Source organism: Geothrix edaphica (genome assembly GCF_030268045.1).
Classification (GTDB): domain Bacteria; phylum Acidobacteriota; class Holophagae; order Holophagales; family Holophagaceae; genus Geothrix; species Geothrix edaphica.
In genome coordinates this window covers 885,098-898,453 of sequence record NZ_BSDC01000001.1, presented here as the reverse complement: position 1 = coordinate 898,453, position 13,356 = coordinate 885,098, and the positions used below count along the sequence as shown (strand labels likewise).

General features: G+C 70.5%; 11 protein-coding genes. 3 read left to right on the top strand and 8 right to left on the bottom strand.

The window, feature by feature from the left end; genetic code table 11:
• Positions 1–41: 41 nt before the first annotated feature.
• The 8 genes from QSJ30_RS03990 to QSJ30_RS03955 all read right to left on the bottom strand — a co-directional run bounded on the left by QSJ30_RS03990 (position 42) and on the right by QSJ30_RS03955 (position 10,290).
• Entirely contained in the window at positions 42–1,769 is a 1,728-nt protein-coding gene (locus QSJ30_RS03990) for an NAD(P)H-dependent flavin oxidoreductase (protein WP_285606633.1), read from the bottom strand.
• A 124-nt stretch (positions 1,770–1,893) separates the two neighbouring features.
• The gene (ilvC, locus tag QSJ30_RS03985) at positions 1,894–2,916 is read right to left on the bottom strand and encodes a ketol-acid reductoisomerase (RefSeq protein WP_285606631.1); all 1,023 of its coding nucleotides are present in this window, start codon (positions 2,914–2,916) and stop codon (positions 1,894–1,896) included.
• Between the two features lie 36 nt (positions 2,917–2,952).
• Positions 2,953–3,492, bottom strand: a complete 540-nt coding sequence (gene ilvN / locus QSJ30_RS03980) for an acetolactate synthase small subunit (protein WP_285606629.1) — start codon at positions 3,490–3,492, stop codon at positions 2,953–2,955.
• A gap of 10 nt (positions 3,493–3,502) precedes the next feature.
• Positions 3,503–5,233, bottom strand: a complete 1,731-nt coding sequence (gene ilvB / locus QSJ30_RS03975; RefSeq protein WP_285606623.1) for a biosynthetic-type acetolactate synthase large subunit — start codon at positions 5,231–5,233, stop codon at positions 3,503–3,505.
• A 10-nt stretch (positions 5,234–5,243) separates the two neighbouring features.
• Positions 5,244–6,932: a dihydroxy-acid dehydratase gene (gene ilvD, locus QSJ30_RS03970; RefSeq protein ID WP_285606621.1), complete on the bottom strand. Its 1,689-nt coding sequence runs from the start codon at positions 6,930–6,932 to the stop codon at positions 5,244–5,246.
• A 106-nt stretch (positions 6,933–7,038) separates the two neighbouring features.
• Positions 7,039–7,164: a hypothetical protein gene (locus QSJ30_RS03965; protein WP_285606619.1), complete on the bottom strand. Its 126-nt coding sequence runs from the start codon at positions 7,162–7,164 to the stop codon at positions 7,039–7,041.
• Between the two features lie 291 nt (positions 7,165–7,455).
• Positions 7,456–8,592: a 3-isopropylmalate dehydrogenase gene (gene leuB, locus QSJ30_RS03960; protein ID WP_285606617.1), complete on the bottom strand. Its 1,137-nt coding sequence runs from the start codon at positions 8,590–8,592 to the stop codon at positions 7,456–7,458.
• Between the two features lie 138 nt (positions 8,593–8,730).
• On the bottom strand, positions 8,731–10,290 hold the full coding sequence (locus tag QSJ30_RS03955; protein ID WP_285606615.1) for a 2-isopropylmalate synthase: 1,560 nt from the start codon (positions 10,288–10,290) through the stop codon (positions 8,731–8,733).
• Positions 10,291–10,423: 133 nt separating this feature from the next.
• On the opposite strand from QSJ30_RS03955, the gene QSJ30_RS03950 reads away from it, so the two are divergent.
• The 3 genes from QSJ30_RS03950 to leuD are packed head-to-tail and all read left to right on the top strand — an operon-like array spanning position 10,424 to position 13,352.
• Entirely contained in the window at positions 10,424–11,344 is a 921-nt protein-coding gene (locus QSJ30_RS03950; RefSeq protein WP_285606613.1) for a LysR family transcriptional regulator, read from the top strand.
• The gene (gene leuC, locus QSJ30_RS03945) at positions 11,341–12,750 is read left to right on the top strand and encodes a 3-isopropylmalate dehydratase large subunit (RefSeq protein ID WP_285606611.1); all 1,410 of its coding nucleotides are present in this window, start codon (positions 11,341–11,343) and stop codon (positions 12,748–12,750) included. Before QSJ30_RS03950 ends, leuC begins: the two co-directional genes overlap by 4 nt.
• Entirely contained in the window at positions 12,750–13,352 is a 603-nt protein-coding gene (gene leuD / locus QSJ30_RS03940; RefSeq protein WP_285606609.1) for a 3-isopropylmalate dehydratase small subunit, read from the top strand. Before leuC ends, leuD begins: the two co-directional genes overlap by 1 nt.
• The last annotated feature ends 4 nt before the right edge of the window (positions 13,353–13,356 follow it).

The window sequence follows — 13,356 nt, the reverse complement described above, 5'->3', positions numbered from 1 at the left end:
TGCGACCTTCGCGTGCGTAGTTTTGTTAGCAGTTCAGGACTTCAGGCGTAGACCCGCTGCAAGCCTGGATCCTGGGTCAGTTCCTCGATGAGGTCGCGGACGCTGATGAGGTCCCGGAGCTTGGCGCCGTTGCTGCCGGTGAAGAAGAGGCCATTCTCCTGGTCGCCCTTCATGGCATCGGCCAGGCGGTCGGCGATGCAGTAGCCCACCGCGGCGGCGCCCTTGCCGTGGCCGCAGGGCGAGAGGCAGTTGCTGACGCAGCGGATCTGGGGCGCGGTGCCGGCCTCGATGCGCGCCTGCAGGGAGGTGCGCACGCCGCGGGCGGGCAGGCCCACGGGGGACTTCATGAGGCCGATGTCCTCGGCCTTGGCGCGGAGGATGACCTCCTTGAAGATCGGCGAGGCGTCGCACTCGAAGGTGCCGATGAAGCGGGTGCCCATCTGCACGCCGGAGGCGCCCAGGGCCAGGAACTTCTGGATGTCCGCGTGGTCCCAGACGCCGCCCGCGACCAGGACGGGGAAGTCGCCCCACTTGTCCCGCTCCTCGATGACCTCGGGCAGGATGTTCTCCAGGGTGTGGGCCGGATCGGCGCAGCCCTCGTGGCTGAAGCCCTGGTGGCCGCCGCTCTCGGGGCCTTCCAGCACCACGGCGTCCGGCAGGCGGTTGTACTTCCGCTGCCACTGCTTGCAGATCACCTGGAGCGCCCGGCCCGAGGACACGATGGGCACCAGGGCCACGTCCGCGTCGCCCACCATGCCCGGCAGGCCCAGGGGCAGGCCCGCGCCGGACACGATCATCTGGGCGCCGCCCGCGAGGGAGGCCTTCACGGCGGCCTCGTAGCCCTCGATGGCGCAGAGGATGTTCACGCCTACGGCGCCGCGGCCGGCCGCGCGTTCCCGGGCCTCGCGGATGATCCATTCCAGGGCCTTGGGCGGGTTCAGCGAGTCGGAGCCGTCCGGGCGGCCCAGGCGCATCTTGGGGTTGGCCGAGCCGTGGTAGCCCGTGCCGATGGCCGAGACCAGGCCCACGCAGCCCTCGTGGGCGACGGCGCCGGCGAGGCCTTCCCAGGAGATGCCCACGCCCATGCCGCCCTGCTGGATGGGATAGGCCAGGTCGAGGTTGCGGATGCGCAGGCGCGGCAGCGTGCAGGCGCCCTTGCGCACCAGGGCCTGGGCCATGGAATCGAGGCCCGCCATGAGGCGCGACCGGAAGGCCGCCAGGGGCGATGCGTCCAGCATCGAGGGGGTGCGGGGCTGGAGGCCGAAGGCGCCGTCCGCCATGGCCTGTTTGGCCTCGGCTTCGGTATCGGCCGTGGCCATCACGGGCAGGCCCAGGGAGCGGAGGGCCGCCACCAGCCCGGGCCGGGCCAGCAGGGCAGAGGCGCCGCCGGCCTTGGCCTGGGCGGCCTCCTCGGCATTCTGGACTGCCACGATGCGGGGCAGGTTCGCGTGGCGCAGCATGGTGAGAGAGGGCGGCAGCTCCGCCGTGTGCAGCAGGAAGGCGACACCGGCCTCGCGGGCGGCGGCCATGACGCTGTCGGCGCTGTCGCGGAGCCCGCGCAGGTCCAGACCGATCTTGCCCCCTTCGCGCATGGAGGCCCGCAGCTCCTGCAGCCGTTCCCGGAGCTTGGCGGTGTCGGGGAAGGCTTCGGTGCGGGGCAAAGCCCAGCCGCCAGCCCGGAGGAAGGCGGCCTGGAAATCAAGGGACCCGGGAGCCTGCCAGCCCTGGAGGGTGGGCAGGGACGCGGTGTTGAAGAAGGACTCGGACATGCATGGCTCCGGGGGAGCGGAAATGGCTTATCTCCCAAGGACTATTGTGAGGCCAATACCCCTGTGACGGAGTTCAACCTTCCTACCTTGGGTCAAAAGCCCCGACCGCTCCCCCGGGATTCTCCTAGCTGCGTGGGGCCTGCGCCGGCGCGGGGACCTCGACGGGGTCAAGGAAGGGCATCATGCGGCGCAGCTCACGACCCACCTGCTCAAGGGGATGATCGTGATCGGCGGCCCGCTGGGCCTCGAACCACTTGCGGCCCGTGCGGTTCTCCTCGATCCAGGCATTGGCGTACCGCCCGTCCTGGATCTCCTTGAGGATCTCCTTCATCTCCGCCTTGGTCTGGTCGGTCACGATGCGGGGGCCGCCGGTGTAGTCGCCGTATTCGGCCGTGTCGCTGATGCTGTAGCGCATGTAGCTGAGGCCGCCCCGCTGCATCAGGTCCACGATGAGCTTGAGCTCGTGCAGGCACTCGAAATAGGCGATCTCGGGCTGGTACCCGGCTTCCACCAGCGTCTCGAAGCCGGCCTTCACCAGGGCGCTGGTGCCGCCGCAGAGCACGGCCTTCTCGCCGAAGAGATCGGTTTCGGTTTCTTCCGTAAACGTGGTTTCCAGAACACCTGCCCGGGTCAGGCCAAGGGCCGCCGCATAGGACAGGGCCACGGCCTGGGCCTGGCCGCTGGCGTCCTGGTGGACTGCCACCAGGGCCGGCGTGCCGCCGCCTTCCACGAAGACCTCGCGGACGCGGTGGCCCGGGCTCTTGGGGGCCACCAGGCTCACGTCCACACCCGCGGGGGGCTTGATGAGGCCGTACCGGATGTTGAACCCGTGGGCGAACATCAGGGTCTTCCCCGGCGTCAGGTGCGGCTCGATGGCCTCGTGGTAGAGGGCCGCCTGCCCCGTGTCCGGGGTGAGCACCATGATCACGTCCGCCCAGGCCGCGGCCTCGGCAGGCGTGGTGACGGTGAGGCCCTGGGCCTCGGCCTTGGCGCGGGAGGCGGAGCTGGCGGGCAGGCCCACCCGGACGTGGACGCCGCTGTCCTTGAGGTTGAGCGCATGGGCGTGGCCCTGGGAGCCGTAGCCCAGGATGGCGACCTTGCGGGCGCGGATGAGGCCGAGGTCGGCGTCGTAGTGGATCTTGGCCATGGGAGGCTCCTTGTGGGGTGATCGGAAGGTGGAAGGTCAGACAGACATGGCCTGGTTGCTGGCCGGTGGGGGGGCTGCGGCGGGGCGCTCCGGCGAAGCGCGCGGGCCGCGGGCCATGGCGACGGCGCCCGTGCGGCCCAGCTCGAGGATCCCGAAGGGGCGCAGGGCATCCACCAGGGCATCGATCTTGTCGGGGCCACCGCTGCACTCGATGGCCAGGCTGTCGCCGGCGATGTCCACCACGTTGGCGCGGAAGACCTGGGCCAGCTGGAGGATCTCGGAGCGGACATCCAGCCCCGCCGCCACCCGGATGAGGGCCAGGTCCCGCACCACCTTCGGGCGGTCGCCCAGCTGCTGCACCTCGAGGACGTTCACCTGCTTCCGCAGATGTTCCACCGCCAGCCGCACGGTGGCTTCCTCCGCATCCACCACGATGGTCATGCGGGCCTGCCGGGAACGCTCCGTGGGGCCCACGGTGAGGGAGTGGATGTTGAAGCCCCGGCGGCGGAACAGGGAAGCCACGCGGGTCAGCACGCCCGGTTCATCATCGGTATAGACCACGAGCACATGGGGCATGGGGTTCCTTTCAGACAGGGTCGGACCCGGTTTCGGCAATGGCGCTGGCAGAAGGCCGGCGGATCATCTCGTGCAGCGCCGCCCCGGCGGGGACCATGGGATAGACGCTGTCCTCCTGCTCCACCCGGAACTCGACGAGGGCCGTGCCCTCCGCGGCCCGGGCCGCGGCCACGGCCCCTGCCAGATCCGCCCGCGTGTCCACGCGCTGGCCGTGGATGCCGAAGGCGCCAGCCAGCTTCACGAAGTCCGGTGACAGGATGGGCGTGGCAGCGTAGCGGCCCTCGTAGAACAGCTCCTGCCACTGGCGGACCATGCCGAGGAAGCCGTTGTTGATGATGGCGATGTTGACCTTCACCCCCTCCTGCACGGCGGTCATCAGCTCCGCGAAGGTCATCTGGAAGCCGCCGTCGCCGGCCACCACCCAGACCTCGGCCTCGGGCCGGGCCACCTTCGCGCCGATGGCAGCGGGGAGGGCGAAGCCCATGGTGCCCGCGCCGCCGCTGGTGATGAGGCTGCGCTCCTCATCGTGGTGGTAGTACTGGGCCTCCCACATCTGGTGCTGGCCCACGTCCGTCACCACCACCGCCTTGCCGTCGGTGAGCCGCCAGAGGTCGTGCATCACATGGGCGGCATAGAGGTGGCCGTCGTCGGGCAGGTTCTTGATGTCGCGGACGGCGGAATCGCCCCGCCAGCCGCGGATCTGCTTCAGCCACTTGGAGCGGTCCGCCACCTCTACCCCCGGCAGCAGGGCGCGGAGGACGGCGAGCAGGTCCCCGGCGATGGCCACGTCCACCGGCACGTTCTTCCCCAGCTCGCTGGCGTCGATGTCGATGTGGATCTTCTTGGCGTGGGGCGCGTACTCCTTGAGCTTGCCGGTCACGCGGTCGTCGAACCGCATGCCCAGGGCCAGCAGGAGGTCCGCCTCCTGGATGGCCTTGTTGACCCAGGACTCGCCGTGCATGCCCATCATGCCGAGGCTGAGGGGATGCGTGGCGGGCACCGCGCCCAGCCCCAGCAAGGTCAACGCGAAGGGGATGTCCGCCCGTTCCGCCAGGGTCAGCACCTCGGCCCGGGCGCCCGACATCTGGATGCCGTGGCCCGCCAGGATGAGGGGCCGCTTGGCATGGCGGATCAGCTCCAGGGCCCGGGCCAGGGCCTCGGGATCCAGGGGGGGCGGCAGGTGGCGCAGGTGGCGGATGGGCTCCGCCGCCTCCCAATCAAGCTCTGCCCGGCCCTGCTGGGCGTCCTTGGTGATGTCCACCAGCACAGGGCCGGGGCGCCCGCTCTTCGCCACGGCGAAGGCCTCCCGCAGGGCCGGCACGATGTCCGCGGCCCGGGTGACCAGGTAGTTGTGCTTGGTCACGGGCAGGGTGATGCCCGTGATGTCCACTTCCTGGAAGGCGTCCGTGCCCAGCACGCCGGAGCCCACCTGCCCCGTGATGGCCACCAGGGGCGTGGAATCCATCATGGCCGTGGCCAGGCCCGTCACCAGGTTCGTGGCGCCGGGGCCGGAGGTGGCCACCACCACACCCACGCGGCCCGAGGCGCGGGCGTAGCCGTCCGCCATGTGCACGGCGCTCTGCTCGTGGCGCACCAGCACGTGCCGGATGTCGAAGCCCACCATGGCGTCGTAGGCCGGGAGGATGGCGCCGCCCGGATAGCCGAAGACGGTGGTGACGCCCTCCCGGATAAGGCATTCCCAGATGAGCTGGGCCCCGGTATGCGATCCAGTCCTAGTCATGGTTCCCCCTTCACCGGGCCAGGGTGATGGCGCCCTCGGCCGCGCTGGCGACCGTGGCGGCGTACTTGGCGAAGACGCCGGTCTTGTATCGCGGGGCCGGGGCCTTCCACTCGGCCTTGCGCCGCGCGAGCTCGTCCTCCTGAACCTTCAGGTCCAGGCGCCGCGAGGGGATGTCCATCACCACTGTGTCGCCCTCGCGCACCAGGGCGATGGGGCCGCCCACGGCCGCCTCCGGCGCCACGTGGCCGGCCATCAGGCCCCGGGTGGCGCCCGAGAAGCGGCCATCGGTGAGCAGCGCCACGGATTCGCCGAGCCCGGCGCCCACCAGGGCCGCGGTGACGCCCAGCATCTCGCGCATGCCGGGCCCGCCCTTGGGGCCCTCGTAGCGGATGACGACCACGTCGCCGGGCTCGATGCGGCCTGCCTGCACGGCGGCGAAGGCGTCCTCCTCGTGCTCGAAGACCCGGGCGGGACCGGTGTGATGCAGGCGCTCGTGGCCCGCCACCTTGATGACGCAGCCCTCCGGCGCCAGACTGCCGCGCAGGATCACGAGGCCGCCCGTGGGCTTGATGGGCTTGTCGAAGGGGCGCACCACCTCCTGCCCGGGCGTTTCCGGCGCGCCGGCCAACTCTTCGGCCAGCGTGCGGCCGGTCACGGTGAGGGCCGCGCCGTGGATGAGCCCGCCCTCCAGCAGGCGGTTCGCCACGAGGCGGATGCCGCCGGCGGCGTGCAGGTCCGGCGCCATGAACCGCCCGCCGGGCTTCATGTCCGCCAGCAGGGGCGTGCGGGCGCTGACCCGGTCGAAGTCCTCCAGGGTGAAGGGCACACCCGCCTCCCGGGCCAGGGCCAGGTAGTGCAGGACGGCGTTGGTGGAGCCGCCCGTGGCGGCCACGGCAGCCACGGCATTCTCGAAGGCCTCCCGCGTGAGGATGGCGCTGGGGCGCAGGTCGCGCTTCAGCAGTTCCATCACCAGACGCCCGCAGGTCTCGGCGGCCTCGCCCTTGCGGGGATCCTCGGCGGGGATGCCATTGAGGCCCATGGGACTGAGGCCGAGGAGCTCCAGGCTGGCGGACATGGTGTTGGCCGTGAACTGCCCGCCGCAGGCCCCGGCGCCGGGACAGGCAGCGTCCTCCACCTCCTTCAGGCCCGCGTCATCCAGGCGGCCCGCACTGTGCGCGCCCACGGCCTCGAAGACATCCTGCACGGTGAGGTCCTTCCCGTCGCAGTGTCCCGAGGCCGTGGACCCGCCATAGAGGATCAGGCCGGGGATGTCCAGGCGGGCCAGGGCCATGGCCACGCCGGGGTTGGTCTTGTCGCAGCCCGAGAGGCAGACCATTCCGTCGAAGGCGTTGCCCCGGGCCACCAGCTCGATGGAATCGGCGATGACCTCGCGGCTCACGAGGGAGGCCTTCATGCCTTCGGTGCCCATGGTGATGCCGTCGCTGATGGAGACGGTGCAGAACTCCATGGGCGTGCCGCCGGCGGCGCGGACGCCCGCCTTCACGCGCTCCGCCAGCTCGCGCAGGTGGTAGTTGCAGGGACCGATCTCGGTCCAGGTGTTCGCGATGCCGATGATGGGCTTGGCCAGATCCTCGTCCGTGAAGCCGATGGCCTTGAGCATGGCCCGGGCGGGAGCGCGGTTGGGGCCCTGGGTGATGGCCCGGCTGCGGGCGTTGAGCGGCTGTCCTGGGACTGTCATGGTCTTCCTCTGTGGAAGGCCGCCGACCTCGGAATGGCAGGACCGATGTGAAAAGGCCCCGCATCCTTCGAGGTGCGGGGCCGGTTTCGGTTGGTTCCGAGAACGTCTAGGAGGCCCCCACCTCGCCGCTAATAATCAGCACGGCGGAAATGGCCACCAGGCCGGCCACGGGGCGCAGCACCACGGGCGAAGTCGCCGCGGCTGCCGAGTGGTCGAGGTGGGAGAGGCTCATGGCGGACGAGTTTCCGGGTTCGTGTGGAAAAAGTCAAGGCTGAAGTCTGTGCTGTTCGGGTCATGGGGTCCCTCGGGAGGTCGCGGAAAGGGTCTGGCCGATGTGGAAAGGCCCCGCCTGGTGGGGTGCGGGGCCGGGTTCCGTGTGGTGTCGTCCCCTCCCCTAGCCCGCCAGCCACAGCACCAGCCCGGGCAGCCGGTTGATCACGGCGATGGACCCCGCCTCGAAGGCGGAGGTCACGTCGGGGCTGGGGGAGGCAGGGAGCATGGGCCGGTTTCCAGAGGGGTGGTATCAGAGGTGGGAGCGGGCGCCTTCGGGCGAACCGCACCAGGCATAGGCGGAGTCGGCAAGCCGGGCTCCTTTGGCGCGCGGCGGGCGGATGGCTTCGCGGATCCGCTCGCCGAGGGCCCGGGTGCCGTGCTGGTGCTTGAGGCCTCCCAGGTCCGAGGTGCCGTGGCCACCCTTGAGCACACGGTCCACGGCGGCTTCGAGGGCCAGGGCCTCGGTCTCGAGGCGGAGGCTGTGGCGGAGCAGCATGGCCGCCGAGAGGATGGTGCCGATGGGATTGGCCGCATCCCGGCCCGCGATGTCCGGCGCCGAGCCGTGGATGGGCTCGTAGAGGCCCACGGGGCCGCCCAGGCTGGCGGAGGGCAGCAGCCCCAGCGAGCCCGCCAGCACCGCCGCCTCGTCGCTGAGGATGTCCCCGAAGAGGTTTTCCGTCAGCACCACATCGAAGTCCCGGGGCCGGGTGATGAGGGCCATGGCGAAGCTGTCCACATAGGCGTGGGTGACCTGCACCGTCGGATAGGAGGGAGCCAACTCGTCCACGATCTGGCGCCAGAGACGGGAGGTCTCCAGCACGTTGGCCTTGTCCACGGAGACCAGCCGGCGCCGGCGGGAGGCGGCCAGCTCGAAGGCCACGCGGGCCACCTGCTCGATCTCGGTGCGCGTGTAGGGCAGCGTGTTCACGGCGCGCTCGTCCGAGAAGGAGCGCGGCTCGCCGAAGTAGAGGCCGCCGCCCAGCTCGCGGACGATCATCAGGTCCGTGCCGTGGGTCACCTCCGGGCGCAGGGGCGAGGCATCCTCCAGGGCCGGGTGGACCTTGACGGGGCGGAGGTTGGCGTAGAGACCCAGGGACCGCCGCAGGCGCAGGAGGCCGGATTCGGGCCGCTGGTCCCGGGGGTGGCGGTCCCAGGCGGGCCCGCCCACGGCGCCCAGCAGGACCGCCTGGCTCGCCTGGCACCGGGCCAGGGTGGCCGCCGGCAACGGATCCCCGGTGGCGTCCACTGCGGCACCCCCGATGAGGGCCTCCTCCAGGTGGAACCGGTGGCCATAGGCCTTGGCCACGGCCGTGAGGCAGGCGGCGGCCTCGTGGACCACTTCGGGGCCCACGCCGTCGCCGGGAAGAAGGGTGATGCGGGCTTCCACGATCAGACTCCCCAGAGGTACTGGTCAGGATCCGCCCCATCTTCCAGGGGCGGGGCGGGCAGTGCGGTCGCCGGAACGGGAAGGTCCGTCCTGGCGGCGGTGAGTTCAAGGCCCTCGGGCAAAGGTTCTTTCATCGCATCACCTCGTGGCGGCCGGGGCCGGACCGGCGGCGGGCGCCTCGGCAGAGCGACGGGCGAACAGCACCTTGTTGGAGGCGTTCAGGTAGGCCCGGGCGCTGGCCTCGACAATGTCCGTGCTGGCGCCCTTCCCCCCTTGGATGACGCCGCCGAACTCGACCTGGACGAACACCTCCCCCACCGCATCCGCGCCGCCCGTGATGGAATGCACGCGGAAATCCACCAGCCGGCCCTTCAGGCCCGTGAGCTTGTCCACGGCGGCGAAGACCGCGTTGACCGGGCCGTCCCCCATGGCGGTCTCCGTGGCCTCCCCCGCCTCGCCCCCCAGGGTGACGAGGGCCGTGGCGAACATGGCCGTGCCGGCCGTGGCCTGTACCGAGCGTAGCTTGAAGGCTTCCGGGATCTGCGTGAGGCCATCGCGCACGATGGCCAGCAGATCCTCGTCGAAGATCTCCTTCTTCTGGTCACTGAGCTTGGTGAAGAGCTTGTAGGCCTTCTCGAGGGCCGGCTTGTCCAGGGGATAGCCCAGCTCCTCGAAGCGCTTGCCCAGGGCGTGGCGGCCGGAGTGCTTGCCCAGCACCAGGCTCGTGCGGTTCGCCCCGACGGATTCGGGGGTCATGATCTCGTAGGTGGACCGGTGGCTCAGCATCCCGTGCTGGTGGATGCCGCTCTCGTGGGCGAAGGCGTTCCGGCCCACGATGGCCTTGTTGGGCTGCACCTCGACGCCCGTGATGTTGGCCAGGGTCTGGCTGGCGCGGGTGATGACCTCTTTGTGGATGCCCGTCTCGAAGGGCAGCGCGTCCCGGCGCACGGACAGGGCCATCACCACCTCTTCCAGGGCCGCGTTGCCCGCCCGCTCGCCGATGCCGTTCACGGTGCACTCCACCTGGCGGGCCCCGGCGGCCACGGCCGCCAGGGAGTTCGCCACGGCCAGGCCCAGGTCGTTGTGGCAGTGGACGCTGATGGTGACGCCGTCGATGCCGGGCACCTTGTCCTTCAGGTACCGGATGAGGCGGCCGTACTCATCGGGGACGGTGTAGCCCACGGTGTCGGGCACGTTGAGGACCGTGGCGCCCTCCTCGATGGCCACCGTGAACACCGCCACAAGAAAGTCCCAGTCGCTGCGGGTGGCGTCCTCGGCGGAGAATTCCACATCTGGCGTGAAGCTCTTGGCGGTCCGCACGCCCTCGCGGATCATCACCAGAGCCTCTTCCCTCGTCTTCTGGAGCTTGAATTCCAGGTGGATGTCCGAGGTGGCCAGGAAGGTGTGGATGCGCGGTCGGGCGGCCCCGGACACGGCCTGCCAGGCCCGCTCGATGTCCCGGGGGAGGGCGCGGCAGAGGGCGGCGATGACCGGCTTCCGGCACTCTCGGGCCACGGCCTGCACGGCGGCGAAGTCGTCCTCCGAGGCCACGGGGAACCCGGCCTCGATGACATCGACGCCCAGGGCCTCCAGCTGGCGGGCCATCAGCAGCTTCTCGTCCAGATTCATGCTGCAGCCGGGCGACTGCTCTCCGTCGCGGAGGGTGGTGTCGAAGATGGCGATCCGCTCGCTGCCCATGACGGTGCTCCTGGACCGGCCGGAGCCGGTGGGATCAATCGAAGATCACCCAATCCAACCCATAAATACATTTAATTTTTTTTATGATTACATAAGTAATACTTGGAATCCTACACTTCCTGGCGGAGGGTCCATGGACCTCGGGCAGCTGGAAACATTCCTGGTGCTGGCGCGCGAGAAGAGCTTCTCCCGCGCGGCGGAGCGCCTCTTCCGGACGCAGCCTGCCGTGAGCCTCGCCCTGAAGCGCCTGGAGGAGGAGCTGGGCGAGACCCTGGTGGACCGCACCACCAAGGGGGGCACCCTCACGGATGCCGGCGCCACCCTGCTCCCCCTGGCCCAGCGCATGTTCGACCTGCGCCAGGAGATCCTCGACACCTTCGGGGCCCTGAAGGGCCTCCAGCAGGGTCGCCTGAACGTGGGCGCCAACGAGAGCGTGTCCGAGTTCCTGCTCCCGCGGATCCTCCTGGCCTACCAGCAGGCCTGGCCGGCCATCAAGATCCAGGCCTACCGCCAGACCTCGGAGCGCATCCCCACGGAGGTGCTGGAGCGGCGCCTGGATGTGGGCTTCGTCTCCTACGACGCCCTCCATCCCGAGCTGGTGAGCCAGGTCATCCACCGGGACCGCATGGTCCTGGTGGCGCCGCCGGGGCATCGGTTCGCCCGGAAGAAGAACCTCAGCATCACCGACCTGGGGGACGAGCGCTTCGTGGCCCACAACGCGCCCACCCCCACCCGGACCGCCATCATCGAGCTGTTCGCCCGCTGCAACACGCCCTTGCGCCTCACCATGGAGCTGGCCTCCATCGCCACCATCCTGGAGTTCGTGAGCCTGGGCGCCGGCCTGGCCATCCTGCCCCGGATGACCACCACCACCGCCGTCCGCGAGGGCCGGCTGGTGGAGATCCCCGTGCGGGAGCTCCAGGTGGAGAAGCTCATCCGCATCGTCACCCGCCGGGAGGCGGCCCTCTCCCCGGCCACCCGGGCCTTCCTCGACCTGATCCGCTCCCTCGACCTCGACCGCCCCGACCCCGTTCCAGCTAGGAAGAGCCCATGAGCCCGCGCACCCTCTACGACAAGATCTGGGACGAGCATCTGGTGGCCACCCGCGCCGACGGCACCAGCCTCCTCTACATCGACCGCCACCTGGTCCACGAGGTCACCAGCCCGCAGGCCTTCGAGGGCTTGGTCCTCGCGGGGCGCCCCCTGCGCCGGCCGGAGCAGATCCTCTCCGTGGCGGACCACAACGTCCCCACGGCGGACCGGGAGAAGGGCATCGCCGACGAGACCTGCCGCCTCCAGGTCGAGGCGCTCGAAGCGAACGTGAAGGCCCATGGCGTGCCCTACATCCCCCTCCTGGACGACCGCCAGGGCATCGTCCACGTGGTGGGCCCGGAGCAGGGCTTCACCCTGCCCGGCGCCACCGTGGTCTGCGGGGACAGCCATACCAGCACCCACGGCGCCTTCGGGGCCCTGGCCTTCGGCATCGGCACCAGCGAGGTGGAGCACGTCATGGCCACCCAGACCCTGCCCCAGCGCCGCTCGAAGAACCTGCGGGTGCGGTTCGAGGGCGGCCTGCCCCCGGGCACCGGCGCCAAGGACATGGCCCTGCGCCTCATCGGCCAGATCGGCACCGCGGGCGGCACGGGCTGCGTGATGGAGTACACGGGTCCCGCCGTCCGCGCCCTCTCCATGGAGGGCCGCATGACCCTCTGCAACATGAGCATCGAGGGCGGCGCCCGGGCGGGCCTGGTGGCCCCCGACGACACCACCTTCGCCTACGTGGCGGGGCGACCCCTCGCGCCGAAGGGCGCCCTGTGGGACGCCGCGGTGGCCCACTGGCGCACCCTCGTCTCGGATTCTGAGGCGGTCTTCGACCAGGAGGTGGTGATCGACCTCCACGACCTCGCGCCCCAGGTCACCTGGGGCACCAGCCCCCAGTGGGTCACGGACATCACGGGCCGCGTGCCGGATCCTGCCCAGGGCCGCAACGCAGATGAGCGCGAAGCCATCCTGCGGGCCTTGGCCTACATGGGTCTGGAGCCGGGCACGCCCATGGAGGCCATCGGCATCCAGGCCGTGTTCATCGGCTCGTGCACCAACGGCCGCATCGAGGACCTGCGCGAAGCCGCAGGCATCGCCCGCGGCCGGAAGGTGGCGCAGGGCGTGCGGGCACTGGTGGTTCCCGGTTCGGGCCTGGTGAAGCGCCAGGCCGAGGCCGAGGGCCTGGACCGCATCTTCCTGGAGGCGGGCTTCGAGTGGCGCCAGCCCGGCTGCAGCATGTGCCTCGGCATGAACGAGGACCGCCTGGAGGCCGGGGTGCGCTGCGCCAGCACCAGCAACCGCAACTTCGAGGGCCGCCAGGGCCGCGGCAGCCGCACCCACCTCGTGAGCCCGGCCATGGCCGCCGCCGCCGCCGTGGCGGGCCACTTCACGGATGTCCGCCGCATGGAGGTGCGCTGATGGTCCCCTTCACCACCCTCACCGGTATCGCCGCGCCGCTCCTCCGCGCCAACGTGGACACGGACCTCATCATCCCCAAGCAGTTCCTCACCACCCTCGTACGCTCGGGCCTGGGCCGCCACCTCTTCCATGAGCTCCGCTACAGCCCCGAGGGCCGGGAACTGCCGGACTTCCTGCTGAACCGCGAGCCGTACCGGCAGGCCGCCATCCTGCTCTCGGGCCCGAACTTCGGCTGCGGCTCCAGCCGCGAGCATGCCCCCTGGGCCCTGCTGGATTTCGGCATCCGCTGCGTCGTCGCGCCCAGCTTCGCCGACATCTTCTTCAACAACTGCTTCGCCAACGGGATCCTGCCGGTGGTCCTGCCCGCAGAGGCCATCACCCGGCTCGCGGCTGAAGAAGGCCTCCTCACGGTGGACCTGCCCGCCCAGACCGTGAGCGGCGCGAGCTGCGGCTTCCGCTTCGAGATCGAGCCCACCCGGAAGGCCACCCTGCTGGAAGGCCTGGATGAGATCAAGCGCAGCGAGGCGAACCTGGCCGACATTGAAGCCTATGAGGTCCGGCGACGCGCCGAAGCGCCCTGGCTGGCCATCGGCGGACAGTGACGCG

What these genes read in the sequence shown, in the direction of transcription:
- QSJ30_RS03990 (WP_285606633.1), bottom strand. Translation starts at nt 1,769, where the DNA reads ATGTCCGAGTCCTTCTTCAACACCGCGTCCCTGCCCACCCTCCAGGGC.
- ilvC (WP_285606631.1), bottom strand. Translation starts at nt 2,916, where the DNA reads ATGGCCAAGATCCACTACGACGCCGACCTCGGCCTCATCCGCGCCCGC.
- ilvN (WP_285606629.1), bottom strand. Translation starts at nt 3,492, where the DNA reads ATGCCCCATGTGCTCGTGGTCTATACCGATGATGAACCGGGCGTGCTG.
- ilvB (WP_285606623.1), bottom strand. Translation starts at nt 5,233, where the DNA reads ATGACTAGGACTGGATCGCATACCGGGGCCCAGCTCATCTGGGAATGC.
- ilvD (WP_285606621.1), bottom strand. Translation starts at nt 6,932, where the DNA reads ATGACAGTCCCAGGACAGCCGCTCAACGCCCGCAGCCGGGCCATCACC.
- QSJ30_RS03965 (WP_285606619.1), bottom strand. Translation starts at nt 7,164, where the DNA reads ATGAGCCTCTCCCACCTCGACCACTCGGCAGCCGCGGCGACTTCGCCC.
- QSJ30_RS03955 (WP_285606615.1), bottom strand. Translation starts at nt 10,290, where the DNA reads ATGGGCAGCGAGCGGATCGCCATCTTCGACACCACCCTCCGCGACGGA.
- QSJ30_RS03950 (WP_285606613.1), top strand. Translation starts at nt 10,424, where the DNA reads ATGGACCTCGGGCAGCTGGAAACATTCCTGGTGCTGGCGCGCGAGAAG.
- leuC (WP_285606611.1), top strand. Translation starts at nt 11,341, where the DNA reads ATGAGCCCGCGCACCCTCTACGACAAGATCTGGGACGAGCATCTGGTG.
- leuD (WP_285606609.1), top strand. Translation starts at nt 12,750, where the DNA reads ATGGTCCCCTTCACCACCCTCACCGGTATCGCCGCGCCGCTCCTCCGC.